We start from the raw sequence: 22,999 nt of genomic DNA on the forward strand, positions 1-22,999 counted from the left end.
CGTCGCCGCTGAACAGCCAGAGGAGGAGCAAGAGCGCGATCACCCCGCCGCCGATCAGCACGGCCAGGCGGCGCGGCGAAGTTTCGGCATCGCGATCGAGCTGGAAAAGGCCGGGCCGCTGCTCAGCCATGCTGCATTCTCCTCGGCGCGCGGTTGCTAGGGCCGACACATGACAATGTGATGACAGAATACAACCCGCAAGCCGCCCGGGCCAGACCGGCAACCGCGAAAACGGGCTTGCCATCGCCCCCGCCGAACCTGCACTACTGGCCCGCATGCATAGGGAGACTGACAGGTGAGCGAGCAAGATGTTTTCCCGGTTCCGGCGCCATGGGCGAAACGGGCCCATGCCGACAAGGCGGAATATGAGCTGCTCTACGGCCGATCGCTCGCCGATCCCGGCACCTTCTGGCTCGAACAGGCGCGCACGCTCGACTGGATCAAGCGGCCCGAGATATCGGGCGACTGGAGCTTCGACGCCAGCGACTTCCACATCAACTGGTTCACCGATGGCCAGCTCAACGTTTGCGCCAACTGCATCGATCGTCACCTCGCCGAGCGGCGCGAGGATGTCGCCATCATCTGGGAGCCCGACGATCCCGCCGAGGAGCCCAGGCGCTTTACCTATGGCCAGCTGCATGAAGAGGTCTGCCGGTTCGCCAACGTCCTGAAGCAGGAGGGCGTGCGACGCGGCGACCGGGTGACCGTCTATATGCCGATGATCCCCGAGGCGGCATTCGCCGTGCTGGCCTGCGCACGGATCGGCGCCGTCCATTCGGTCGTCTTCGGCGGCTTCTCGCCCGACGCCCTGGCGGGCCGGATCACCGACTGCGACAGTAGCCATGTCATCACCGCCGACGAAGGCCGGCGCGGCGGCAAGCGGGTCGCGCTCAAGGCGAATGTCGACAAGGCGGCCGAACAGGTCACGAGCCTCAAAAAGGTCATCACGATCCGGGCGACGGGCGGCGCGGTCGACATGACGGAGGGACGCGACGTCTGGTATCATGAAGCCGCCGAGACCGTGGACACCCAATGCCCGCCCGAGACGATGGGCGCGGAGGACCCGCTGTTCATCCTCTACACGTCGGGATCGACCGGGAAGCCCAAGGGCGTGCTGCACACGTCCGGCGGCTATCTGCTCTGGGCCTCGCTGACGCACAAATATGTGTTCGATTACAATCCCGGCGAAATCTACTGGTGCGCGGCCGATATCGGCTGGGTCACCGGGCACAGCTATATCGTCTACGGCCCGCTCGCGAACGGTGCGACCACGCTCATGTATGAGGGCGTTCCCAACTGGCCCACGCCCAGCCGCATCTGGGAAGTGGCCGACCGGCACAATGTCGAGATCCTCTACACCGCACCGACCGCATTGCGTGCGCTGATGCGCGAGGGCGATGAATATGTCCGGAAGACGAGCCGGGCGAGCATCCGCCTGCTCGGCACGGTCGGCGAGCCTATCAATCCCGAAGCCTGGCGCTGGTATCACAATGTCGTCGGCGAAGGCCGCTGCCCGATCGTCGATACCTGGTGGCAGACCGAAACCGGCGCGGCGATGATCGCCCCCCTGCCCGGCGCGACCGACCTCAAGCCCGGCAGCGCGACCAAGCCCTTTTTCGGCATCGAGCCCCAGATCGTCGACGGCGAGGGGAAAATCCTGCACGGCGCGACCGAGGGCAATCTGTGCATCGCCCGCTCCTGGCCCGGCCAGATGCGCACCGTGTACGGCGATCACGCCCGTTTCTTCGACACCTATTTCACGACCTTCCCAGGCAAATATTTCACCGGCGACGGCTGCCGGCGGGACGCGGACGGCTATTACTGGATCACGGGGCGGGTCGACGACATGATCAACGTTTCGGGCCACCGGATGGGGACCGCGGAAGTCGAAAGCGCGCTCGTGCTTCACAAGGACGTATCGGAAGCCGCGGTCGTCGGCATGCCGCACGAGGTGAAGGGTCAGGGCATCTACGCCTATGTGACGCTCAACGCGAACACCGAGCCGAGCGAAGAGTTGCGCAAGGAGCTGGTAAGCTGGGTGCGGACCGAAATCGGACCGATCGCTTCGCCCGATGCGATCCAGTTCACGCCGGCCCTGCCCAAGACCCGCTCGGGCAAGATCATGCGCCGCATCCTGCGCAAGATCGCGGAAGGCGATGTCAGCAGTCTCGGCGATACGAGCACCCTGGCGGAACCGGCGGTGGTGGACGAACTCGTCGCGAACCGGATCGGCTAGTCTCGCTCGGCCACAAGCGGCGGCACGACGCTGCGATCGGCGATCCAGCCTTCAAGCGCCGCGATGTCCGGGATGCGCACGGCGCGATAGCCGGTCTCGACAAGCCCCGCGTCCGCCAGCTCGGCCAACGCCTTGCCGGCCGTCACCCGGCTGGTCGCAATCGCTTCGGCAAGCCCCGACTGGCTGCCGCGCACGACATACCCCTCCCCGTCCCGTGCCGCCATTGCGATCAGGGTCTTCGCCAGTCGCACGGACGCCGGAAGGCGGCGTTGATCGTCGAGCCGTTCGAGCGCCAGCGACAACTGGCTCGCGAGCGTGACGAGCAGATGATCGCGCAGCTCCGGCTGCTGATCGATCAACCGCCTGAAGCGATCGCGCGATACCTCGCGGATCACGGTATCGCCCACCGCCACCGCGTCCATCGCCCGGGGAATGTCGAGAAACAGCGTCATCTCGCCGAAACTGTCGCCGGCCTTCATATCGATATAGGTCGAGCGCCCGCCCTCCGGATCGGTCGTGCTCAGCCGCGCCGTGCCTGCGCCGACGATCGACAGGCCGGGCTTGCGGTCGCCGCGCTGCTGGATCGTCGCGCCGTCCGGGTAGCGCACCAGCACCCCGGCCGTCTCGACCGCCGCGCGCAGGGCCGGCGGCATCCGGCCGATGAACCGGCCGAGTAACGGCGAAAGCGCCGCGTCGCTCAATTGCTAACTTCTTGGCAGTTCATGGAAACGCTTCCTGCTACGATTCGATCCGTCAGGCAAGGAAGAGGGTGTCATGCAGACGAGCACGATCATCATATTGGCGATCTATTTCGGCTTCGCGCTGATCGAGCTGGCGCGTACCGGCCTGTTCAGCAAGCCCGAACAGACGAGGGGCGACGGGATCGTCGAGGCGGTCAGCACCGTGGTCCTTCTCTTCGTCACCCAGCCGCTGATCCTGTTCAGTGCCGCCTGGATCGCGGGCGCGATCGCGCCGCAATATGCCGGCGCGCTGGCGGGCACCCCGATCCTCGCCGCGATCGGGCTGTTCCTGATATTCGACGACATGATGCAATATTGGTGGCACCGCGCGGCGCACAGCTTTCCCTGGCTCTACAAGCTGCACCGCCCCCATCACGATGCGCGCTATATGAGCATCCGCCTCGTCTACCGGAACAACCTCTTCTATTATCTGACCATGCCCGGCATCTGGTTCTCGGGCGTGCTCGTCTATCTCGGTCTCGGCTATGTCTATGCCGGCTATATCGTCGTGAAGCTGGCGGTGATCATCGGCGCGCATTCCGACGTCGCCTGGGACCGGCCGCTCTACCGGATCGCCTGGCTGTCGCCGGTCATGCGGATCGTCGAACGGACGATCTCCACGCCATCGACCCACCACGCCCATCACGGCCGCCACAAGGCCGACGGCGTCACCAACTATAAGGGCAATTTCGGGAACCTGCTCTTCTTCTGGGATGTGCTGTTCGGCACGGCCAAGATCACGCGCCGCTATCCCGACAGCTATGGCGTCGAGAACCTCCCCCCGACCTCGACCGGCGAGATGCTGGTCTGGCCGCTGATCAGCACGGGCAATTCGGCCGAAGGAGAGATGCCGGACGCGACGGCGATCGCATGGTTTCCGTGGCTCGACCCGACGGTCGAGCGCCGCACCGGCCCGTACCCGGTCCCCCATCGTACACCCTGAGTGGGAGACCGGGTGGGGGTACGGGCCGGTGCGGTTGCTTTCCGACACGGCGTTGGCGGCAATTCTGAGGGCTCACTCCACCGCTCACGATCGGGTCACGGCGACCGATCTCTCGCTTTCCGCGCCACACATCGAGAGTGATCGATGCCCCGGACAGAGTGAGAGCCGACCGGTTTGCGCGAGAGGGCTCCGATTTCCCTTGTGACGAAGACCCAAATTTCCGCGAAAGCCTAGACTGGGTGGTAGCGCTCTCCTACGGGAGCCCGATGACGCTGGCATCATCGGATAAAGTGGCAGCGATTGCTGCCGACATTTTACAATCGAATACCGGCGAAACGATTTTGGAGATCACTCCATTTCGCGGATATGTCTGGCGTGGCGGCAAGGCCTTTTATCGCGCCGAGACGCGAGGAGGCACCTATTTCGTCAAAGTCAGAAAGAACCCGCCAAGCGACCGGGGCGGCCTGTTCGAAATGCTCGCGAACCTGCCGCAGCCCTGCTACCGCGCTCCACTGCTGATCGGCTGTCAGAAAAATATCGAAATATGGAAATACCAATCCGGCGACGGCAAGTCGCTCGCATCTTATTCGCAAGGCGAACTGGAGCGGCTGGTCGAGGCGGTCGCGACCACGGATGCCACGGCCAAACCGCCGACCGAACTGCCAAAAACTTTCTGGCTCAAACGGACGTCCGGCGAATTGCGGCTACGCGCGAAAACGGACCCCGAATTCGCCCGCTATTTGCCGCAGATACGCCGGTTCGGAGCTTTGGAGCACCGAATATTTCGTTCGTTCAAATACACGCATATCACCCATAACGATCTGCACAGTTCGAACGTGATTATGACGGCAGAGCGAGTGTACCTGGTAGACTGGGACAGCGTTTCTCTGGGACCGCCCGGCGCTTCGCTTCGCGCGATGAGCAATTGGGAGGCGACCAAACGGAACTGGATTGCCGCGCGATATTCTGCATATGCGGAAGCGGCAGGACTGAAAATCGAGCCGGAAGCGGTGCTGTACGCTATGCTGAGTCATCAAATCTACTGGGCACTGCGGACGGCCCTCCGCCTGAACCGCCTCGACCGCCTGCCGGGCGCCTTCAGGGGCCTGCGCCGGCTGACCAGGGAATTCGGCCATATTGTGGAACCAGGAAAATGAACTATCGCCCACTTTCTCCAGCGCTGAAAAAGCTGATCGAAAAATCGATGGAGAGCACCAGGAACAAACTCTATCATAAGGTTCCCCACCCCGAACTCGATCATCTTCCGGTATCCCATGATAATAGACGGTTCGAGATTATCGAGCCTCATCTGGCCTACCCCGGAGGAACGGTGCTCGATATCGGCGCTCACTGGGGCCAGTTTTCGCACTGGCTCGAGGACAAGGGGTACGACGTCACGGCGGTCGAGCATGCACCCAAATTTTCCGAAGTCACCAAGGGGCTTCGCGACGCCTGCATGAAGAAATTCGAACTGATCGAAGGTTCCATATTCGATGTCGAGAATCTGAAATATGATATCGTTCTGGCTCTCAACATCTTTCATCATTTTCTGCGGACGGAGGAAAAATTCGAGAAATTCGAAGCGATGCTCGCGAGGATGGATACGAAACTGATTTTTTTCCAATCGCATTCCGAGGCGGAGCAGCGGAAGATCAGCTATGCGGTGCCCATGGAGCAGGACGAATTCGCCGAATTCGTCATGCGCCGCGCCGGGCTCGATAACTACGAGCGTATCGGAACCGCACACCGACGCAACCTGTACAAGATTTGGAGAGACTGACCCTAGGACCTAAATAGTTCGGTATCGAGGGAATTGCGTCCGGCAACCGCTCCTGTTGCCCTATACCTTCACAATCCCATTATCGATCAGGCTCCGCCCCGTATCGACGATAGTCTGCTCCTCGTCGCGCGTCTGCCAGCCCAGCTTCTCCCTGGCGTGGCTCGCATCGGCGTGGCGCACCTTGCCAAGTTCGGACTTTACCTGGCGCGCGACCGGATCCCAGATCGCGACGATCTTCATCAGCCAGTCGGGGAGCTTGCGCGTCGGCACCTTGCGCGCTTCGTCGCCCAGCCTGTCCTTCAGCACCATCGCGATATCGTGAAGCTTGTAGAACTTGCCGGCCGCGAAGAACCGTTCGCCGTCCATATTCGCCGCGGTCAGCGCGCGGACATGGAGATCGGCGACGTCGCGCACGTCGACGACGCAGAAACCGAGATCGGGCGCGCCGGGGAAGCTCCCGTCCATCATCTTCTTCACCGCCTCGATCGATGTCGAGAAATCCGGGCTGAGGATCGGGCCGAGCACCATGCTCGGATTGATCGTGCAGAACTCCATGTCAGCGCCATTGGCCTCCATCCAGTCGCGCGCGGCGCGTTCGGCGATCGTCTTCGACTTGACGTAGGGATAGACGTCCGGATGATCGAGATTGGTCCAGTCCCTCTCGCTGAACGTATATTCGCCGCGATCGACGCCATAGGCGATCGCAGCCATGGACGAGGTCATCACGACGCGCTTTACGCCCGCCTCCTTGGCGAAACGCAGCGCCCGCAATGCGCCATCCCGCGCGGGCACGATCAGGTCATCTTCATTCTTGGGCGAGGCTTCGGGTAGCGGCGAGGCGAGATGCGCGACATGGCTGCACCCTCGCATCGCCTCCGCCCAGCCCGCGTCGTCGGTCAGGTCCGCTTCGAAAAAGCTGAGCTTGGAGTTGTCGACATTGAGAATGTCGCGGACCTGCTGTTCCCTGGCGAGCGAGCGGATGGTAGTGCGCACCGTCCAGCCTTCGGAAACAAGCTGACGGATCGTGAAGCCCGCGATATAGCCGCTGCCTCCGGTGACGAGTACGGTTCCGGCCATTGATGCTCTCCTGTCGGATCATCGTTCTTGTTGTGGAACGAAATTAGTAGTTATTTGCAACGCAAGCAAGCGAAGGAGCGCGGCCCGTGCGGACGATCGAGACGCTGGTGATCGGCGGCGGCATAGCCGGGCTTTCCGCGGCGGCGCGGATCGCTCGGCATGGGGAGACGGTGGTTCTCGAGCGGGAAAGCGCGCCCGGCTATCACTCCTCGGGGCGCAGCGCGACCTTCTGCCATTTCGGGATCGGCGACGGGCTCGTCCACAAACTGACCGCGGTCAGCAAGGCGGTGTTCGCGGCGCCGGCGGAAGACGGTTTTCCGCCGCTCGCCCGGCGCATGGCGGCGCTGTTCATCGCGCGGGCCGAGGAGAGCGATCAGCTCGACCGGCTGACCGCGACCACCCTCGCCCATTCGCCCGAGGCCGAGCGGATCGCGGGCGACGCGCTGCGCGAGATCGTGCCGGTGCTGAAGACCGGTGCGGACGGTTTTTCCGCTGGTCTCCACGACCCCGACGCGTACAAGCTCGACAGCGATGCGATGCTGCAGGCCAATGTCCGGGCGCTGCGCGACGCGGGAGGCGAGCTGGTTCCGGATGCTCCGGTCGAGGCGATCCGCCGCGACGGGGAACGCTGGACCGTCGACACGCGGGGCGAGAGCTATGCGGCGAAGCGGATCGTGAACGCCGCCGGAGCCTGGGCCGACAAACTGGCGGAGATGGCGGGCGTCAAGCCGCTCGGCCTGACCCCGCTCAAGCGCACGATCATCGCCTTCCGCCCGCCCGAGGGCGTCGACGTTTCCGGCTGGCCCTTCACCAAGACGGTCGGCGAGGGCTTCTACATGTTGCCCGAAGGTTCCGGCCGTCTGCTCGCCTCGCCGATGGACGAAACGGCGAGCGAACCCTGCGACGCCCAGCCCGACGAGGAGACGATCGCGCTGGCCGCCTGGAATGTCGAACAGGCGACGACCATGCCGATACGGCGGATCGAACACAAATGGTCGGGTCTCCGGACGTTTGCGCCAGACAAGAGCCCGGTCGCCGGTTACGCGCCGGACGCGCCCGGTTTCTTCTGGCTGGCCGGCCAGGGCGGGTTCGGCCTGCAAACCTCGCCGGGCATGGCGATGGCGGCCGAGGCGCTCCTGTTCGGCCTCGACTGGCCGGAGGCGCTCGGCGAAGCCGGAATCGATCTGGGCGAACTCAGCCCGAAACGGCCGAGCCTCTAGCGCAGCAGCACCAGCTCCTCGGCCATGGTCGGGTGGAGCGCGACCACATTGTCGAAATCGGCCTTGGTCAGCCCGGCCTTCACCGCGACCGCGGCCGCCTGCAGGATCTCCGGCGCGTCGGGCCCGATCATGTGCAGGCCGACGATCCGGTCGGTATCGGCATCGGTGATCATCTTGTAGAGCGCCCGCTCGTTGCGTTCGGCGAGCACGTTCTTCATCGCGCGGAAATCCGAAAGATAGACCTTGACCGAGCCGAGCTGGTTTTTCGCCTCGCCCTCGGTCATCCCGACGCCGGCGAGCGGCGGATGGCTGAACACGGCCGAGGGGATGCAGTCGTAATCGACGGTGGTCGGGTTGTCGTTGAACACGGTCTCGGCAAAGGCATGGCCCTCGCGGATCGCGACGGGCGTAAGCTGGACCCGATCGGTGACGTCGCCGACCGCATAGATGCTGTCGACATTGGTCTTGTTGTACTCGTCGACCTTGATCGCGCCCTTGTCGTCGAGCTCGACGCCGGCGGCATCGAGCCCGAGGCCGTCGGTCTTGGGCCGCCGTCCTGTCGCGATGAGGACGAGATCGACTTCCTTCTCCTCCTCCCCGGTCGCCTTGACGAGGAACGTTCCGTCCTCCTGCTTCTCGATATATTCGAACTCGGCGTTGAAGCAGAAATCGATGCCCTTGGTCATCGAGATCTGGAGCAGCCGATCGCGGATCGACTCGTCATACTGACGCAGGATCACGTCCGAGCGGTTGATCAGCGTCACCCTGCTGCCGAGCTTGTTGAAGATGCCGGCGAACTCGTTGGCGATATAGCCGCCGCCGGCGATCAGCACGCGCTCCGGCAGCTTTTCGAGGTGGAAGACCTCGTTCGAGCTGATCGCATGCTCGCTGCCCTTGAATTCCGGGATATGCGGCCAAGCGCCGGTCGCAACGAGAATATATCTGGCCGTCTTGGTCTCGCCGCCGGCGAGCTTGATCGTGTTCGGGCCTTCGATCGTCGCGCGTTCCTTGAAGATCTCGACATCGTGGTTCTCGAGCGTGTCGGTATAGGCGCCGTTGATCCGGTCGACCTCGGCCAGCACATTGTCGCGCAGGGTCGGCCAGTCGAAATCGCATCCGCCCTCGATTTTCCAGCCGAATTTCTGCGCGTCCTTCAGATCCTCGGCGAAATGCGCGCCGTAGACGAGCAGCTTCTTGGGCACGCAGCCGCGGATCACGCAGGTCCCGCCGACCTTGTGCTCCTCGGCGATCGCCACTTTCGCGCCGAAGGCCGCCGAAACCCGCGCGGCGCGGACGCCGCCCGAGCCCGCGCCGATCACGAAAAGGTCATAATCAAATTCGGCCATGGGAATTTCCTGTTCTTGGTGTCTGGTCGGGGTTCGATCTGGGTGGGCGAAGGGTTACGCGCAAGCGGAGTTTGCCGATCAGAGTGATCGGCCCGAGCGTCGATGTTATATCACAGAGCCCGCTCGATCAGCGCGCGTGTCGAAGCGTCGAGCCCGAGCGCCTCTTCGTCCCCGGCGATGGCGCGCGCGATATCCTTGCCGAGCTCCACGCCGAACTGGTCGAACGGGTTGATGCCGAGCAGCGCCGCGTTGACGAAAGTCCGGTGCTCGTAAAAGGCGAGGAGCGCGCCGAGATCGGCCGGGTCGAGCCGTTCGAGCAGGATCGTGCTCGACGGCCGGTCGCCCGGGAAATGGCGGCCCGGATCGTCGGACGGGCGGCCGGCCATCAGCGCCGCGCCCTGCGCGAAACAGTTGACCAGCAGCTGCTCATGATGCGCCGGATCGCGATGGTCGTGGGCTTCGGCCACCGCGACGAATTCGGCCGGCACGAGATGGGTGCCCTGGTGCAGGAGCTGGAAGACGGCATGCTGGGCGTCGGTCCCCACGCCGCCCCAGACAATCGACGCGGAGGCCCGGTCCAGCGGCCTGCCGTCCGCGGTCGCCGCCTTGCCGTTCGATTCCATCTCGAGCTGCTGGAGATAGGGCGGGAGCAGCCGCAGCCGCTCGTCATAGGCGAACACGGCGCGCGTCTCCGCCCCGCGCGCCTGCGCATAATAGAGATCGGCGAAGGCCGCGAGCACGGGCGCATTCTCGCACCACTTCGCGAGCCGGAAATGCCGGTCCATCGCCGCGGCGCCCTCGAGGAGCTGCTCGAACGCCTCCCAGCCCAGCGCCAGCGCGATCGGAAAGCCGATCGACGACCAGAGCGAATAGCGCCCGCCGACGGTTTCGGGAAAAGGCAGCACGCGCGTCTGGTCGATGCCGAATTCGACGGCCCGGTCCGGTTCGGCGGTCAGCGCGACCATCTGGCCGAACGGATCGGCAATGCCGGCATTGCGCATCCACTGGATCGCACTCTGCGCGTTGAGCATCGTCTCGGCCGTCGTGAAGCTCTTCGAGGCAATAACGACCAGCGTATATTCGGGATCGAACAGCGCGAACGGCGTTTCGAGCGCCGCGCCGTCGACATTGGACACGACCGCGACGTCATAGGCCGGCTCCTCCCGCCCCAGCGCGTCGATCACGAAATCGGGGCCCAGTGCCGATCCGCCGATGCCGAGATGGAGAATATGGCGAATCTCGCCCATCGCGCCGGCTTCGATGGCATCGACCAGCGCCCGCATCCGCATGTGCAGCGCATTGGCGAGCGCGACGCTTTCGGGCGCGCCCTGCCCGCGTTGCGCCGTGTGTTCGGCCGCCCGGCCCTCGCTCGCATTGACCGGCTCGCCGGCGAACAGCGCGTCGCGCCTGCCCGCCAGACCGGCCGCTTCAGCCAGGGCGACGAACCTGTCGATCAACTCCGCATCCAGATGGGTCTTGGCGAAATCGAAATAGAGGCCGGCCTCCTCGATCGTCAGCCGGTCGAGCCGGTCGGGATCGGCGTCGAACAGCGCGTCGAGCCGTCGGGGTTCGGAATTCTCAATGGCCTGCCAGGCGGTAGCGGTATCGGACATGGCGTCCTTCTGGCGCGCAGACGGAGCCGCGGCAAGCGCCTTGGCTCATTCGCCGTGCAGCGGCAGCGAGAGACGGGCCCTGAGTCCCGTGCCGGCCAGGTTTTCGAGACCCAGCTCGCCGCCATGCTCGCGGACGATCGCGCGGGCCAGCGCGAGGCCTAGACCCGAACCGCCGCGTTCGCGGTTGCGCGACCCTTCCAGCCGCGCAAAAGGCTCGAACACCGATTCCAGCGCCGCCTCGTCGATCCCCGGTCCCTTGTCGTCGACTTCGATTATGGCGGCGGCATCGGACCGGCGCAGGCGCACGGTCGCGCTGTCGCCATAGCGGACGGCATTGTCGATCAGGTTCCGGATCGCGCGCTTGAGCAGATTGGCGCGGCCGTCGACGACGAGCCGCTCGCTCTCCTCCAGTTCGACCGGCGCGCCGACATCGCGAAAATCCTCGATCGCGCTGTCGACGAGCGCGGTCAGGTCGAGCGGTTCGGATTCCGCATTGGGCCGACCGAGCCGGGCGAGCGAGAGGATATCGTCGAGCGTCTCCGTCATGTCGGCGATCGTCTCGACCATCCGTCGGCGCTCGACCTCGTCGGGCACATTTTCGGCATGGATGCGCAGCGCGGCGAGCGGCGTGCGCAGGTCATGGCCGATGGCGCCCAGCATGTGATCCTTCTCGCCCAGCATCGCGGCGATCCGCACGCGCATCGCGTTGAACGCCTCGATCAGACCGGCGACGTCGCGCGGGCCTTCCGCCGGGACCGGGGCCGCGTCCGCCCCGTCGCTGAAATCGCGGACCGCCCCGGTCAGCGAGCGCAGCGGACGCGAGACGCGGCGCGCGAACAGGAACAGCACGAACAGCAGCACGCCGTAGAGGATTACCGTTTGCGCGATGATCGAGACGAGCGCGCCGATGCCGCCGGGCCGGATCCGCATCCAGCTGTTGATCCAGCGCCCGTCCTGCAGCTGGACCGAAACCCGCAATGTCTCGGGTGAGCGGCGACGATCGAATCGTCGTTCGAACCGGCGGGGCGGTACGATCCGGGTGGTGTCCACGCGCCCGACCTCAACCTCCCGCGGCGAAAAACCGTCCGCTTCCAAAGCACTTGTCAGCCGTTGCTCATATGCGAACGCACGAAGATGAGATTCGGTGCGAACGGCGCTGCGATCGTCGACACGCACGAACCCGCGGCGCCGGAACCGCTGCGGGCGAACGGGTTCGCCCGCTTCCAGCCGCTCGGCCACCGTGACGACACGTGCGATGACCGGCCCCGCCGCTTCGGCGAAACGCAGCCGTTCGCCGGCGCGCACGAGCATCGCGAAATTGATCGCCTGGGCGACGAACAGCGCCAGCGCGACGAGCAGCATCAGCTGCCCGAACAGGCTTTTGGGCCACAATGGCTTCATAGCTTCGTGACGTCCGTCGCCAGCGTATAGCCTCCGCCCCAGACCGTCTTGATCAGTTCGGGCGATTTCGGATCCCGCTCGATCTTGCGGCGCAGGCGGCTGACCTGGTTGTCGACGGCCCGGTCGAAGGCATGCGCCTCGCGCCCCTGGGTCAGGTCGAGCAGCTGGTCGCGGGAGAGCACCTGCTGGGGATGGGTGACGAGCGCGAGCAGCAGCCGATACTCGCCGGTCGACAGCGCGACCGAGACGCCGTCGCGATCGACGAGCGTGCGCTCTCCGGCCTTCAATACCCAGCCGCCGAAACCGTAGCCTTGCTGGTCGGGCGCGCGCTGATGCACGCCGCCCGCCCCGGCGCGGCGCAGGATCACCTTGATCCGCGCCAGCAGCTCACGCGGCGAAAAGGGCTTCACGACATAATCGTCGGCGCCCATCTCGAGGCCGATGATCCGCTCGGTTTCTTCGGATTTGGCGGTCAGCAGGATGACCGGGACTTCGCTCGTCGCGCGGATGTGCCGGGTCAGGCTGAGACCGTCCTCGCCGGGCATCATGATGTCGGAAATCACGCAGTCGATCGCATAGGCGGCGAGCGTCTGCCGCGCGGTATCGGCATCGGCGGCTTCTGTGACGCGATAGCCGTTCCTGCCGAGAAACGCCGCGAGCGGTTCGCGAATGCTGCGCTCGTCCTCGACGAGCAGGAGATGGGGATTGCCGGTCATCGGACGAAGCATAGCGCGGCCAAACCGCTTATGCGACATGACGGGCAACCGGCCAGGGAAGCCACCGGTTGCCCGCCATCCGCCGCGCGCCCCGAAATGGGAGGGGCAAGGCGCACGGCATGATTGAGCCGCTCGCGTCTAGCCGCCCCGCCGTTCGGCGCGGCGGGCAGCCCGGGCGGCGCGCCGCTCTTCGCGGGTAACCGTCCCGTCATTATTGGCGTCGGCCTCGTCGAACCGGGCGAAGGCGCGCGCGGCGATCTCGTCCCGCGTGATCAGACCGTCGCCATTGGCATCCGGATTCGGCCGGTTCGCCCGCCGCTCGGCCCGGCGTTCGCGATGGCGTTCGCGCATCTGCTGACGTTCCGCCCGGCGCGCCCGCCGTTCTTCGCGCATCGCGGTGCGTTCGGCTTCGTCGACGGCGCCGTCGCCATTGGCGTCGGCCCGGGCGAAACGCGCGTCGATCGCCGCATTGAGCTCGGCGCGGGTCAGGTTGCCGTCGCCATCGGCATCGGCGCGCATGCCGTGCGGCTGGGCAACGGCGGCGCCGGCCATCGCAAGGGCGGCGGCACTCGAAACGATCCATATCTTCTTCATCGGGATTCTCCTCACTCTCTACACGTCGGTGCGGCGGTTCACCGTCCGCCTTGACCGCCGGAATAAGCGGCGAATGTCCCAGACCTTTGTCGGATCGCGCGAAAAGTGTCGCAAAATGTCGCAGAATCGCATCGAAGCGTCGGGGCTTGACCGAACCCCGCCCCTCGTCGACAGCGCGGGCGATGCTCAGGGAACTCGACGAGAAAACCGGCGACGGATCGCCGCAGCCCTATCCCGCCCCGCGTCCGCGCCGGACGGCATGGGGCTGGCTGCGCTTCATCCTTTCGCTGGCGATCCTCGCACTGGCCCTGCGCAGCCTCGTGATCGCGCCGTTCAATATTCCGTCGCGATCGATGACGCCCACGCTGTTCGTCGGCGACTATCTGTTCGTCGCCAAATGGCCCTATGGTTATTCGCGCTACAGCTTCCCCTTCGCGCCCGATTTCATCGAGGGCCGGATCGGCCACGGCCGGCCGGCCCGCGGCGACATCGTCGTCTTCCGCTCGCCGGCCGATCCTTCGAGCGCGTACATCAAGCGCGTGATCGGCCTGCCCGGCGACCGCGTCCGGATGATCGGCGGCGAACTGCACCTGAACGGCGCGGCGGTCGCCCGCGAGGAAATCGCCGCGTTCGCCGAAACCGTCCGCGACGCGAGCGGCTGCGCGACCCAGCCCGGCGGCAACGGCCGCCTCGAAAGCGGTGAGGACGGTTCGCTCGTCTGCCATACGCCCCGCTATCGGGAGACCCTGCCCGGCGGACGCAGCTATCTCGTATTGGATGCCGGGGACAGCATGGCGGACACCACGGCGGAGTTCGTGGTGCCCGAGGGCCGTTATTTCCTGATGGGCGACGACCGCGACCGCAGCGCCGACAGCCGCTTTCCGGCCGAGCCGGGCGGCGGGATCGGCCTCGTGCCGGAAGAATATATCGTCGGCCGGGCGCTGGTCATCTTCTGGTCGACCGACGGATCGGCGAGCTGGGCCAACCCCGTCAGCTGGTTCAGCGCCGCGCGCTGGGACCGGATCGGTCGCGGTTTTTGATGGTGCGGGTCTCCGGCCCCCGTTACAGAGCGGCGCGATGACCGACAATCCCGACACCCCGGACTGGCTGGCCGATACGCTCGGCCACAGGCCGCGCGACTCCGCACTGTTCAGGCGCGCGCTGACCCATCCGAGCATGGACGAGCCCCATTATCAACGGCTCGAGTTTCTCGGCGACCGGGTGCTCGGCCTGATCGTCTCGACCTGGCTGTACGAACGCCATGAAGGCGATGCCGAAGGCAAGCTCAACAGCCGGCTCGCGATGCTCGTCTCGCGCACGACCTGCGCGGATATCGCGCGCGAGATCGGCGTCGCGCCGCATATCCGCTTCGGCAAACAGGCGCGCGACGACGGCAGCGCGGACAGCGACAATGTGCTCGGCGACGTGATGGAGGCGCTGATCGGCGCGCTCTACCGCGATGCGGGTTTCGATGCCGCGCGCTCCTTCGTCTACAAGGTCTGGGAAAGCCGGGTCGAGGAAGTCGATCGCGCGCCCCAGCACCCGAAGAGCGCGCTGCAGGAATGGGCGGCCGCCAATCGGGCCAAGCCGCCCGTCTATTCGATCGTCGACCGCTCGGGCCCGCCGCACAATCCGCGCTTCACGATCCGCGTCGAAATCCCGAACCGCGACAGCGCGGAAGCGGAAGGTTCCTCGAAGCAGGAAGCGGAAAAAGCCGCGGCGCTGGCGTTGCTGGAGAAACTCGGATGAGCAAACAACGCTGCGGTTTCGTGGCCGTCGTCGGCGCGCCCAATGCCGGCAAGTCGACGCTGGTCAACGCGCTGGTCGGGCAGAAGGTCGCGATCACGAGCCCCAAGGCGCAGACCACGCGCACCCGGCTTATGGGCATCGCGATCGAGGGCGATACGCAGATCGTGCTGATCGACACGCCCGGCATCTTCGCGCCGAAACGCCGGCTCGACCGGGCGATGGTCGCCGCGGCCTGGGGCGGGGCGGAGGGCGCGGACCTGATCGCGCTGATCGTCGACGCGCATGCCGGGCTCAAGGGCGGGATCGAGCAGATGGTCGAAACCCTGCGCAAACGGTCCGAGCCCAAGCTGTTGATCCTCAACAAGGTGGATATCGCGAAAAAGGACGAGCTGCTCCGCCTCGCCGCGGCGCTCAACGCGCTGCTCGAACCGGTCGACACGTTCATGATCGCGGCGACGACCGGGGACGGCGTTGCGGACCTCAAGGCCGCGCTGGCCGACGCGATGCCCGAAGGCCCGTGGCATTTCCCCGAAGACCAGGTCTCCGACGCCAGCCAGCGCCTGCTCGCCGCCGAGGTGACGCGCGAACAGCTCTATCACCAGCTCCGCAACGAGCTCCCCTATGCGAGCGCGGTCGACACCGAAAGCTATACCGAACGCAAAGACGGTTCGGTCGAAATCCGCCAGCAGATCCTCGTCGCGCGGCCGACGCAGAAAGCCATCGTCCTCGGCAAGGGCGGCAGCCGGATCAAGCAGATCGGCCAGGCCGCGCGCGAAGAGCTCTCCGGCCTGCTCGGCCGCACGGTCCATCTTTTCCTGCATGTGAAGGTGAAACCCGACTGGGAAGAGGACCAGACCCTCTATCGCGATATCGGGCTCGACTGGGTGGAATAAGGCTGGTCAGGCCGCAAGATGCTCGACCAGAATCTTAACGCCGATCGCAATCAGGACGAAGCCGCCGAAAATCTCCGCCCGGCCCTCGAGATGGCGGCTCGCATGCCGGCCTCCCAGTGCGCCGGCGAAGCACAGGACCACCGTCACCAGGCCGATCGCCGCGCACGCCCAGAACACCGAAACGGACAACAGGGGCAAGGCGATTCCCGCCGCCGCCGCATCGATGCTCGTGGCGATGGCGGCGGCGAACAGATGCCAGCCGGTCAGCGCCGGCCCGGCCTCGGTATCTTCGCGCGCGGCGCGGATCATGTTGAGCCCGAGCGCCGACAACAGGACGAAAGCGATCCAGTGATCGACGCGCTCGATCCAGCCGGCAAAGGCCATACCGAGGCTCCAGCCGATGATCGGCATCACCCCTTGCGCCAATCCGAAAACCAAGGCGAGTTTGAGCGCGGACGAGACCCGCATCCGGCCCGCCGCGCCCTGCGCCAGCGAAACGGCGAAGGCATCGATGGCCAGCGCGACCGCGAGGGCGAATACGCTCCCCATGATGGTCTAGTCCAAAAGTCCGTCGACCCATTCGGGCACGAGATCGCCCGCCTTGCCCATCCGGCTCTCGTTGAAGAAGATGCTGCCCTCGCTCGGATCGAGATTGAGCTCCAGCGTCTCGGCGCCGGCATAGCGGGCGCTCTGGACGAAACCGGCCGCCGGGTACACCGCGCCCGAGGTGCCGATCGAGACAAACAGGTCGCAGGTCGCGATCGCCGCGTCGATCTCCTCCATCCGGTACGGCATCTCGCCGAACCAGACGATATCTGGACGGACCTGGCCGCTGACGCCGCACAGTTCGCACGCCGGATAGGCGGCCATTTTGCCGTCGAACGGATGCCGCTCGCCGCAAGCCAGGCACCAGGCGGATTTCAGTTCGCCATGCATGTGGAGCAGCCGCTCCGCGCCGCCCCGCTCGTGCAGATCGTCGACATTCTGCGTGACGATCAGCAGTTCGCCCTGCCATTGCGCATCCAGCCGTCCGAGCGCCTCATGCGCGGGGTTCGGCCCGACCGTCGCCAGCTTGGCGCGCCGCTGGTCGTAGAAATCGAGGACGAGGTCGGGGTCGCGCCGATAGGCCTCGGGCGTCGCCACGTCTTCCACGCGATGCCCTTCCCACAGGCCGTCCGGCCCGCGAAAGGTCGGCACGCCGCTTTCGGCCGAAATGCCCGCCCCGGTCAGGACGACGATGTTACGGATATCCCCCATATGCCTATAATAACCGTCCATTATGGACCGGCAAGTCAAGCGGCCGTTGCCCTTTTCCCGACGGCCCGGCGCTTTGCCGCGGCAATCTGATCTTAAGCAATTTCGCTTAGAAATCGGCAATATGCCGACCGAACTTGTCAGCCAGTCGACGCCGAAAAGCGTCCAGACGGTCTTCGGACTGTGCGCCCGCCTCGCGCTGCCGGGCACGGTACTCGTCGCGCTGCTGGCCGAGCTGGCGCTCGCCGAACGCAAATTCGCGATCTTCGGCGGCGGGTTCGGCCAGTCGCAGACGCTCGACACGGCCGGCGAGATCGCCGCCTTCCTCATCGTCCTGCTCGTCTGTCAGGCCGCGATATTCTACGGCGCGTTCCGCCTCGTCCGGCGTCTCCATGGCGCCAGGGCCGATACGCCGCTCTTCTACTTCAACTTCGTCTTTCTCGGTCTGCTGGTCTGGGTCGGGGCGCTGGTCGCGAAATATCAGGCGCTCGCCTATTTCAGCGACGCGATGAGCTTCCAGATCGTCCGCAATCTCGGCGGCGGCAGCCTGCTCGATGCCTTGCTCTTCTCGATGAGCGAAGCCGGTCTCATCCTCCTGTCGGCTGGCGGCGCGCTGCTCGTCTATCTGCTCGCGTGCCGCCTGCTGGTGCGGCGCTGGCGCGGCCTCGCGCCCGCACCCGACCGCACGCGGCTCCCGCCCCGGCTGTTCGTCCTGCTGCTGCTGACCGCGCCGCTGCTGCTCTTCGCCGCCAATCGCATCGACGACACGCGCAGCGCGCTGGCGCGGTTCAACGCGATCTTCCTCTGGTCGGCTCCGCTCGGGCAGATCACCGATTTCGATCGCGACGGCTGGAGCCTGTTTTCGCACCCGATCGACCTCCAGCCGTTCGATCCGGCGCGCCATCCCTATGCGCTCGACATTCCGGGCAACGGGATCGACGAAGACGGTTTCGGCGGCGATCTTGCGTTCCGCGAACCGCCGGAAATCGCGACGCCGGTGATCGACGGCGCGCGGCCGCATGTGATCCTGATCGTGCTCGAAAGCGCGCGCGCCGACGCGATCGGCCATCGCATCGACGGGCGCTCGATCACGCCGGTGATCGACGGGCTCGTCGCCCGGGGCAGCAGCGCGCCGGCCGCCTACAGCCATGTCGGCTTCACCACCTTCTCGCTCAAGAGCCTGTTCACCGGGCGGCTCGACCCCGCCCCGGGCGCCCCGTCGCTCGTCGACGATTTTCTCGCCAACGGCTATGAGGTCGGCATCTTTTCGGCCCAGGCCGAGGATTTCGGCGACATCGCCACCGTGACGGGAATGCGGCGCGGCCGCTATTTCGTCGACGCCAACACCCAGCGCGAGGAACGCGCCTTCAGCTTCGCCGCCGAAGGCTCGCTCTATATCGACGGCCGCATCGTCCTGCGCGAGTTCCGCGAACAGCTCGGCGATCCGGCGCAATGGGACACGCCGCATTTCCTCTATTTCAATTTCCAGTCCGCCCATTTCCCCTATTTCGCGCCGGGCACCGACCGGATCGTCGAGGACGATCCGATCCCGCGCGGCGAGATCAGCGCCGCCAATCGCGACTGGCTGCAACGCACCTATTGGAACGCGATCGCCTATAACGACCGGCTGGTCGGCGAACTCGTCGCCGAGCTCCAAAGGCTCGGCGTCTACGAGAACAGCCTGATCGTGATCACGGCCGATCACGGAGAATCCCTGTTCGACGACGGCTTTCTCGGCCATGGCCATATGCTGAGCGCCGAGCAAACGCAAATACCCTTCATCCTGAGCGCCCCCGGCGTCGCGCTCGACGGCCCGGTCGGGCTCGCCGACATGCGGCCGATCGTCCTCCGGGCGGCGGGCGCCGATATCGTTCCGCCGAGCCCGCAACCCGTCTTCCAGTATCTCGGCACGCTCGACCGGCCCGGCAAGATCGGCACCGTCGATGCCGCGGGGCGCTGGACCGTTTTCGATCTCAACCGCGAGGCCGTGCGCACCGGCGACGGCCCGTGGCGGCGCTATGGCGAGCTGACCGACGGCTCGGCCGAACGGCGCGCCGCCGAACGGCTCATCGATCGTTGGGCCAGCGAAAGATGGCTCGGCCTGTTGCAGCGTCGCGAGCAACGCGCCGGGCGCTAGCAAGCCCCTATTCTCTCGATCCGGTTTCTGCCATGGTTCGCGCCGAACGGGACCTGGAAACGCCGTTTTTTGGCGCGCTCCCTCGCGCCTCGCGGGTCGCGATTCAGCAGGATGGAGGCGATCGGCACGCGATGACGGACATAGGGATAATCGGCAGCGAAGGACGGATGGGCCGGACGATCGCCGCGCTGCTCGACGGTAGCGCCGGCCATGCCGGCGGCGTCGATGCGGGCGGCGATGTGGCGGCGCTGGCCGGGGCCAGCGACGTACTGGTCGATTTTTCGACGCCCGGCGCGCTCGCCGCCAATCTTGCCGCCGCGCGCGCAGCCGGCACCCCGATCGTCGTCGGGACGACCGGGCTCGGCGAAAAACATCACGCGCTGATCGACGAGGCCGCGCAGGACATCGCCATCCTCCAGGCCGCGAACACCTCGCTCGGCGTCAACCTGCTCGCGCATCTCGTCCGCGATGCGGCGGCTCGGCTCGGCACGGAATGGGATATCGAGATCGTCGAGATGCACCATCGCCACAAGATCGATGCGCCGTCCGGCACGGCGCTGCTGCTCGGCGAGGCGGCAGCGGCGGGGCGCGAGACGACGCTCGGCGAGGTCGCCGAAGAAGGCCGGGCCGGGCTCGATTGCACGCGGACGGAAGGCGCGATCGGCTTCGCCTCGCTGCGCGGCGGATCGGTCGCCGGCGATCACCAGGTGGTGTTCGCGGCCGAGGGCGAGCGGATCGAACTCGGCCATCGCGCCGAGAGCCGCGAAATCTTCGCGCGCGGCGCGATCCGGGCGGCGCTGTGGCTCGCCGGCAAGCCGGCCGGGCGCTACGCGATGGCCGATGTGCTGGGCCTGTAGCGACCGGGTGGATACCGGATGAACCCCTTTTCCCCGCGCCAGAGCGCCATCACCTATCTGATGTGGGGCCTGCTGATCTGGGCCGGCGGATTCGCGATGGCGACCGGCAACTGGACGACGGTCTTCATCGCCTCCGTCACGCTGGCCCTCACTTTCCTGCCGATCGTATTGCAGAGCTGGTCGGGCATCCGCATCCCGAACGCCTTTACCGGCGCTATCGTCTTCTTCCTCGTCGCGACCCTTTTCCTCGGCGAAGTCGGCGATTTCTACGAGCGCTTCTGGTGGTGGGACGTGGTCCTCCATACGGGCTCCGCGATCGGCTTCGGCATGATCGGCACGATATTGATCCTGATGCTGCTCGGCGCCGACCGGATGACGGGCTCGCCCCGCCTGGTCGCGCTGTTCGCCTTCATGTTCGGCGTCGCGATCGGCGCGGTCTGGGAGATATTCGAGTTCGCGATGGACCAGATGTTCGGCCTCAACATGCAGAAATCCGGACTGGTCGACACGATGTACGACCTGATCGTCGACTGCGTCGGCGCGGCGGTCGGCGCCTTTGCCGGCTATGCCTATCTCAAGGGCAAGCAGGATGGCTGGCTGTCCGGCATGATCGGAACCTTCGTCGCCGACAATCGCCGCCTGTTCGACCGCGAAGAAGAGCAGGACGCAGCATGAAGAAAGCCGATATCTACGAATTCTTCCACCGCCTGTCCGAGAACAATCCCGAGCCGGAGACCGAACTCAACTACACCAATCCCTATACGCTGCTCGTCGCCGTGGCGCTGTCGGCCCAGGCGACCGATGTCGGCGTCAACAAGGCGACCAGGAAGCTGTTCGAGGCGGTGGAGACGCCCGAGCAGATGCTCGAACTCGGCGAAGAGCGGCTGAAGGACCACATCAAGACGGTCGGGCTGTTCAACACCAAGGCCAAGAACGTCATCAAGGCGGCCGAAATCCTGGTCGCGGACCATGGCGGGGAAGTGCCGCAAACGCGGCAGGCGCTCGAAGCGCTGCCCGGCGTCGGGCGCAAGACCGCCAATGTCGTTCTCAACACCGCCTTCGGCCATGAAACGATCGCCGTCGACACGCACATCTTCCGGGTCTCGAACCGTACGGGGCTGGCGCCGGGCAAGACGGTGCTCGCGGTCGAAAAGACGCTCGAACGGGTGACGCCGGCCGATTTCAAGCGCCATGCGCATCACTGGCTGATCCTGCACGGCCGCTATGTCTGCAAGGCGCGGACGCCCGAATGCTGGCGCTGCCCGGTCGCCGAATATTGTAACTATAAGCCGAAAACGCCCGAACCGGCGAGAAAGCGGAAAAACGCTTAAACTGGCGTTCATCTGCGAGCCGCTATGCGGAAATTACAAGGAGACAGCCATGCGCAGATCGATTCTTGCCCTTCCCGTAGCAGGTGCCGCAGCCGCCATCGCGGCTTTTGCGATTCCCTCGATGTCCGTTGCCGAGGATGAAGTGCCCCGCTGGCAACAGGCGCGGGCGGTCGGCGAGCCCGTCACCTGCGTTCCGCTGAGGCAGATCCGCAACACGCGCGTCCATGACGACCGGACGATCGACTTTCACATGACCGGCGGCCGGATCTACCGGAACACGCTGCCGCATGAATGCAACGGCCTCGGCTTCGAGGAAGCGTTCAGCTACGAGACGTCGCTGAGCCAGCTCTGCTCAACCGACATCATCACGGTGGTTCGGACCGGCGGCGGCGGAATCAACGGCCCCAGCTGCGGCCTCGGCCAGTTCCAGCCGATCGAATTTCCCGAAGACGAGTAACGGCCGAAGACCCGAAAAACGGGCTGGCGGGGGCGAACGCTTCCTGCTAGGCGCTTTCGCCACGCACCCGTAGCTCAGCTGGATAGAGCGCTGCCCTCCGAAGGCAGAGGCCACAGGTTCGAATCCTGTCGGGTGCGCCAGCTTTCCTGCACGCTGATCGACGATTCCGGCCGCGCGTCGATCCGGACTCGCGCGTCCGGGCGCGCTGTCCTAGCATCGCCTATCGGTCCGATGATGACGGACGAGCAGGGGGAGTATGACGATGGCATTTCGCGGGGCGGCATTCGTTTCGATCCTGACGGCGCTCGGATCCGGCACCGGCAATGCAGCGGGTCACGGGGATCGGCGGGCTGTTTTTTCGCAGCGAGGATCCGGCGGCGCTCGCGACCTGGTATCACGACAATCTCGGCATCGACCCGACCCCGCAATCCTATGACGTCGAGCCCTGGCAGCAGGAGGCGGGGCCCACCGTGTTCGCGCCGTTCAACCGGAGCACCGACTATTTCGGCCGCGCCGAGCAGATGTGGATGATCAATTTCCGGGTCGCCGATCTCGATGCGATGGCCGCCCAATTGCGCGGCAACGGGATCGAAGTCGAGATCGATCCGGAGACCTATCCCAACGGCCGGTTCGCGCGGCTGCAGGATCCCGAGGG

Annotated in this window: 23 protein-coding genes and 1 tRNA gene; 15 read left to right on the forward strand and 9 right to left on the reverse strand. The window is 65.7% G+C overall.

Translation table 11 applies throughout. The features are described 5' to 3' along the window. Positions 1–295 precede the first annotated feature (295 nt). The gene (acs, locus tag ACTS1X_RS04580) at positions 296–2,236 is read left to right on the forward strand and encodes an acetate--CoA ligase (RefSeq protein WP_442613201.1); all 1,941 of its coding nucleotides are present in this window, start codon (positions 296–298) and stop codon (positions 2,234–2,236) included. Here the strand turns inward: acs and ACTS1X_RS04585 are convergent. Then, positions 2,233–2,937, reverse strand: coding sequence for a Crp/Fnr family transcriptional regulator (locus ACTS1X_RS04585; protein WP_442613202.1), 705 nt, complete (start codon positions 2,935–2,937; stop codon positions 2,233–2,235). The genes acs and ACTS1X_RS04585 overlap by 4 nt on opposite strands. A gap of 73 nt (positions 2,938–3,010) precedes the next feature. Between ACTS1X_RS04585 and ACTS1X_RS04590 the strand changes: the two genes are divergently transcribed. From ACTS1X_RS04590 to ACTS1X_RS04600, 3 genes are all read left to right on the forward strand, one after another. Beyond that, a complete protein-coding gene (locus ACTS1X_RS04590) occupies positions 3,011–3,919 on the forward strand; it encodes a sterol desaturase family protein (protein ID WP_442613203.1) in 909 nt (302 codons plus the stop codon). Between the two features lie 266 nt (positions 3,920–4,185). Continuing rightward, positions 4,186–5,076, forward strand: coding sequence for a phosphotransferase family protein (locus ACTS1X_RS04595; RefSeq protein WP_442613204.1), 891 nt, complete (start codon positions 4,186–4,188; stop codon positions 5,074–5,076). Next, positions 5,073–5,699: a class I SAM-dependent methyltransferase gene (locus tag ACTS1X_RS04600; protein WP_442613205.1), complete on the forward strand. Its 627-nt coding sequence runs from the start codon at positions 5,073–5,075 to the stop codon at positions 5,697–5,699. Before ACTS1X_RS04595 ends, ACTS1X_RS04600 begins: the two co-directional genes overlap by 4 nt. Positions 5,700–5,759: 60 nt before the next feature. Here ACTS1X_RS04600 and ACTS1X_RS04605 read toward each other — a convergent pair whose 3' ends face one another. Then, complete coding sequence (locus tag ACTS1X_RS04605) at positions 5,760–6,776, reverse strand: SDR family oxidoreductase (RefSeq protein WP_442613206.1); 1,017 nt, start codon at positions 6,774–6,776, stop codon at positions 5,760–5,762. An 86-nt stretch (positions 6,777–6,862) separates the two neighbouring features. Between ACTS1X_RS04605 and ACTS1X_RS04610 the strand changes: the two genes are divergently transcribed. Further along, positions 6,863–7,996, forward strand: a complete 1,134-nt coding sequence (locus ACTS1X_RS04610; protein WP_442613207.1) for an NAD(P)/FAD-dependent oxidoreductase — start codon at positions 6,863–6,865, stop codon at positions 7,994–7,996. On the opposite strand, the gene gorA is transcribed toward ACTS1X_RS04610, so the two are convergent. The 5 genes from gorA to ACTS1X_RS04635 form a co-directional block, all read right to left on the reverse strand. Next, the gene (gene gorA / locus ACTS1X_RS04615; protein ID WP_442613208.1) at positions 7,993–9,342 is read right to left on the reverse strand and encodes a glutathione-disulfide reductase; all 1,350 of its coding nucleotides are present in this window, start codon (positions 9,340–9,342) and stop codon (positions 7,993–7,995) included. The two genes, ACTS1X_RS04610 and gorA, sit on opposite strands and share 4 nt — an antisense overlap. A 110-nt stretch (positions 9,343–9,452) precedes the next feature. Continuing rightward, on the reverse strand, positions 9,453–10,955 hold the full coding sequence (gene pgi / locus ACTS1X_RS04620) for a glucose-6-phosphate isomerase (RefSeq protein ID WP_442613209.1): 1,503 nt from the start codon (positions 10,953–10,955) through the stop codon (positions 9,453–9,455). A gap of 45 nt (positions 10,956–11,000) precedes the next feature. Continuing rightward, positions 11,001–12,356 (reverse strand): HAMP domain-containing sensor histidine kinase, encoded by a 1,356-nt coding sequence (locus ACTS1X_RS04625; RefSeq protein WP_442613210.1) that lies wholly within the window; start codon positions 12,354–12,356, stop codon positions 11,001–11,003. Then, positions 12,353–13,072: a response regulator gene (locus ACTS1X_RS04630; protein WP_442613211.1), complete on the reverse strand. Its 720-nt coding sequence runs from the start codon at positions 13,070–13,072 to the stop codon at positions 12,353–12,355. Before ACTS1X_RS04630 ends, ACTS1X_RS04625 begins: the two co-directional genes overlap by 4 nt. Before the next feature lie 138 nt (positions 13,073–13,210). Then, positions 13,211–13,666 carry a hypothetical protein gene (locus tag ACTS1X_RS04635; protein WP_442613212.1) on the reverse strand — a complete coding sequence of 152 codons (456 nt, stop codon included), beginning with the start codon at positions 13,664–13,666 and terminating at the stop codon, positions 13,211–13,213. A gap of 146 nt (positions 13,667–13,812) precedes the next feature. Here ACTS1X_RS04635 and lepB point away from each other — a divergent pair, with 146 nt between their 5' ends. From lepB to era, 3 genes are read left to right on the forward strand one after another with little or no spacing between them, the layout of a single operon-like run. Next, positions 13,813–14,706, forward strand: coding sequence for a signal peptidase I (gene lepB / locus ACTS1X_RS04640; RefSeq protein WP_442613213.1), 894 nt, complete (start codon positions 13,813–13,815; stop codon positions 14,704–14,706). A gap of 37 nt (positions 14,707–14,743) precedes the next feature. After that, complete coding sequence (gene rnc, locus ACTS1X_RS04645) at positions 14,744–15,415, forward strand: ribonuclease III (RefSeq protein ID WP_442613214.1); 672 nt, start codon at positions 14,744–14,746, stop codon at positions 15,413–15,415. Next, positions 15,412–16,308, forward strand: a complete 897-nt coding sequence (gene era / locus ACTS1X_RS04650) for a GTPase Era (protein ID WP_442613215.1) — start codon at positions 15,412–15,414, stop codon at positions 16,306–16,308. The genes rnc and era overlap by 4 nt, the downstream gene beginning before the upstream one ends. 6 nt (positions 16,309–16,314) lie before the next feature. Here era and ACTS1X_RS04655 read toward each other — a convergent pair whose 3' ends face one another. Together ACTS1X_RS04655 and ACTS1X_RS04660 are read right to left on the reverse strand one after the other, a co-directional pair. Continuing rightward, positions 16,315–16,857: a manganese efflux pump MntP gene (locus ACTS1X_RS04655; RefSeq protein WP_442613216.1), complete on the reverse strand. Its 543-nt coding sequence runs from the start codon at positions 16,855–16,857 to the stop codon at positions 16,315–16,317. A 6-nt stretch (positions 16,858–16,863) separates the two neighbouring features. Beyond that, positions 16,864–17,565, reverse strand: coding sequence for an NAD-dependent deacylase (locus ACTS1X_RS04660; RefSeq protein WP_442613217.1), 702 nt, complete (start codon positions 17,563–17,565; stop codon positions 16,864–16,866). Positions 17,566–17,686: 121 nt separating this feature from the next. On the opposite strand from ACTS1X_RS04660, the gene ACTS1X_RS04665 reads away from it, so the two are divergent. From ACTS1X_RS04665 to ACTS1X_RS04695, 7 genes are all read left to right on the forward strand, one after another. Continuing rightward, positions 17,687–19,699 carry a sulfatase-like hydrolase/transferase gene (locus tag ACTS1X_RS04665; protein WP_442613218.1) on the forward strand — a complete coding sequence of 671 codons (2,013 nt, stop codon included), beginning with the start codon at positions 17,687–17,689 and terminating at the stop codon, positions 19,697–19,699. Positions 19,700–19,830: 131 nt separating this feature from the next. Continuing rightward, positions 19,831–20,556 (forward strand): 4-hydroxy-tetrahydrodipicolinate reductase, encoded by a 726-nt coding sequence (gene dapB / locus ACTS1X_RS04670; protein ID WP_442613219.1) that lies wholly within the window; start codon positions 19,831–19,833, stop codon positions 20,554–20,556. An 18-nt stretch (positions 20,557–20,574) separates the two neighbouring features. Continuing rightward, on the forward strand, positions 20,575–21,231 hold the full coding sequence (locus tag ACTS1X_RS04675) for a hypothetical protein (protein WP_442613220.1): 657 nt from the start codon (positions 20,575–20,577) through the stop codon (positions 21,229–21,231). Beyond that, the gene (gene nth, locus ACTS1X_RS04680) at positions 21,228–21,887 is read left to right on the forward strand and encodes an endonuclease III (protein ID WP_442613221.1); all 660 of its coding nucleotides are present in this window, start codon (positions 21,228–21,230) and stop codon (positions 21,885–21,887) included. Before ACTS1X_RS04675 ends, nth begins: the two co-directional genes overlap by 4 nt. Positions 21,888–21,936: 49 nt before the next feature. Then, a complete protein-coding gene (locus ACTS1X_RS04685) occupies positions 21,937–22,344 on the forward strand; it encodes a hypothetical protein (RefSeq protein ID WP_442613222.1) in 408 nt (135 codons plus the stop codon). A gap of 63 nt (positions 22,345–22,407) precedes the next feature. Beyond that, positions 22,408–22,484 (forward strand) — tRNA-Arg (locus ACTS1X_RS04690). A gap of 183 nt (positions 22,485–22,667) precedes the next feature. Beyond that, positions 22,668–22,999 (forward strand): VOC family protein (locus tag ACTS1X_RS04695; protein ID WP_442613223.1); only part of this gene is annotated, 332 nt, incomplete at its 3' end.

The sequence above is a fragment of the Parasphingopyxis sp. genome, assembly GCF_052168275.1.
Taxonomy (GTDB): Bacteria; Pseudomonadota; Alphaproteobacteria; order Sphingomonadales; family Sphingomonadaceae; genus Parasphingopyxis.

Bases quoted from the DNA above. Each gene is read 5' to 3' on its own strand.
- ACTS1X_RS04590 (WP_442613203.1), top strand. From the start codon at position 3,011: ATGCAGACGAGCACGATCATCATATTGGCGATCTATTTCGGCTTCGCG.
- ACTS1X_RS04595 (WP_442613204.1), top strand. From the start codon at position 4,186: ATGACGCTGGCATCATCGGATAAAGTGGCAGCGATTGCTGCCGACATT.
- ACTS1X_RS04600 (WP_442613205.1), top strand. From the start codon at position 5,073: ATGAACTATCGCCCACTTTCTCCAGCGCTGAAAAAGCTGATCGAAAAA.
- ACTS1X_RS04605 (WP_442613206.1), bottom strand. From the start codon at position 6,776: ATGGCCGGAACCGTACTCGTCACCGGAGGCAGCGGCTATATCGCGGGC.
- gorA (WP_442613208.1), bottom strand. From the start codon at position 9,342: ATGGCCGAATTTGATTATGACCTTTTCGTGATCGGCGCGGGCTCGGGC.
- pgi (WP_442613209.1), bottom strand. From the start codon at position 10,955: ATGTCCGATACCGCTACCGCCTGGCAGGCCATTGAGAATTCCGAACCC.
- ACTS1X_RS04625 (WP_442613210.1), bottom strand. From the start codon at position 12,356: ATGAAGCCATTGTGGCCCAAAAGCCTGTTCGGGCAGCTGATGCTGCTC.
- ACTS1X_RS04630 (WP_442613211.1), bottom strand. From the start codon at position 13,072: ATGACCGGCAATCCCCATCTCCTGCTCGTCGAGGACGAGCGCAGCATT.
- ACTS1X_RS04635 (WP_442613212.1), bottom strand. From the start codon at position 13,666: ATGAAGAAGATATGGATCGTTTCGAGTGCCGCCGCCCTTGCGATGGCC.
- rnc (WP_442613214.1), top strand. From the start codon at position 14,744: ATGACCGACAATCCCGACACCCCGGACTGGCTGGCCGATACGCTCGGC.
- era (WP_442613215.1), top strand. From the start codon at position 15,412: ATGAGCAAACAACGCTGCGGTTTCGTGGCCGTCGTCGGCGCGCCCAAT.
- ACTS1X_RS04655 (WP_442613216.1), bottom strand. From the start codon at position 16,857: ATGGGGAGCGTATTCGCCCTCGCGGTCGCGCTGGCCATCGATGCCTTC.
- ACTS1X_RS04660 (WP_442613217.1), bottom strand. From the start codon at position 17,565: ATGGGGGATATCCGTAACATCGTCGTCCTGACCGGGGCGGGCATTTCG.
- ACTS1X_RS04665 (WP_442613218.1), top strand. From the start codon at position 17,687: ATGCCGACCGAACTTGTCAGCCAGTCGACGCCGAAAAGCGTCCAGACG.
- dapB (WP_442613219.1), top strand. From the start codon at position 19,831: ATGACGGACATAGGGATAATCGGCAGCGAAGGACGGATGGGCCGGACG.
- ACTS1X_RS04675 (WP_442613220.1), top strand. From the start codon at position 20,575: ATGAACCCCTTTTCCCCGCGCCAGAGCGCCATCACCTATCTGATGTGG.
- nth (WP_442613221.1), top strand. From the start codon at position 21,228: ATGAAGAAAGCCGATATCTACGAATTCTTCCACCGCCTGTCCGAGAAC.
- ACTS1X_RS04685 (WP_442613222.1), top strand. From the start codon at position 21,937: ATGCGCAGATCGATTCTTGCCCTTCCCGTAGCAGGTGCCGCAGCCGCC.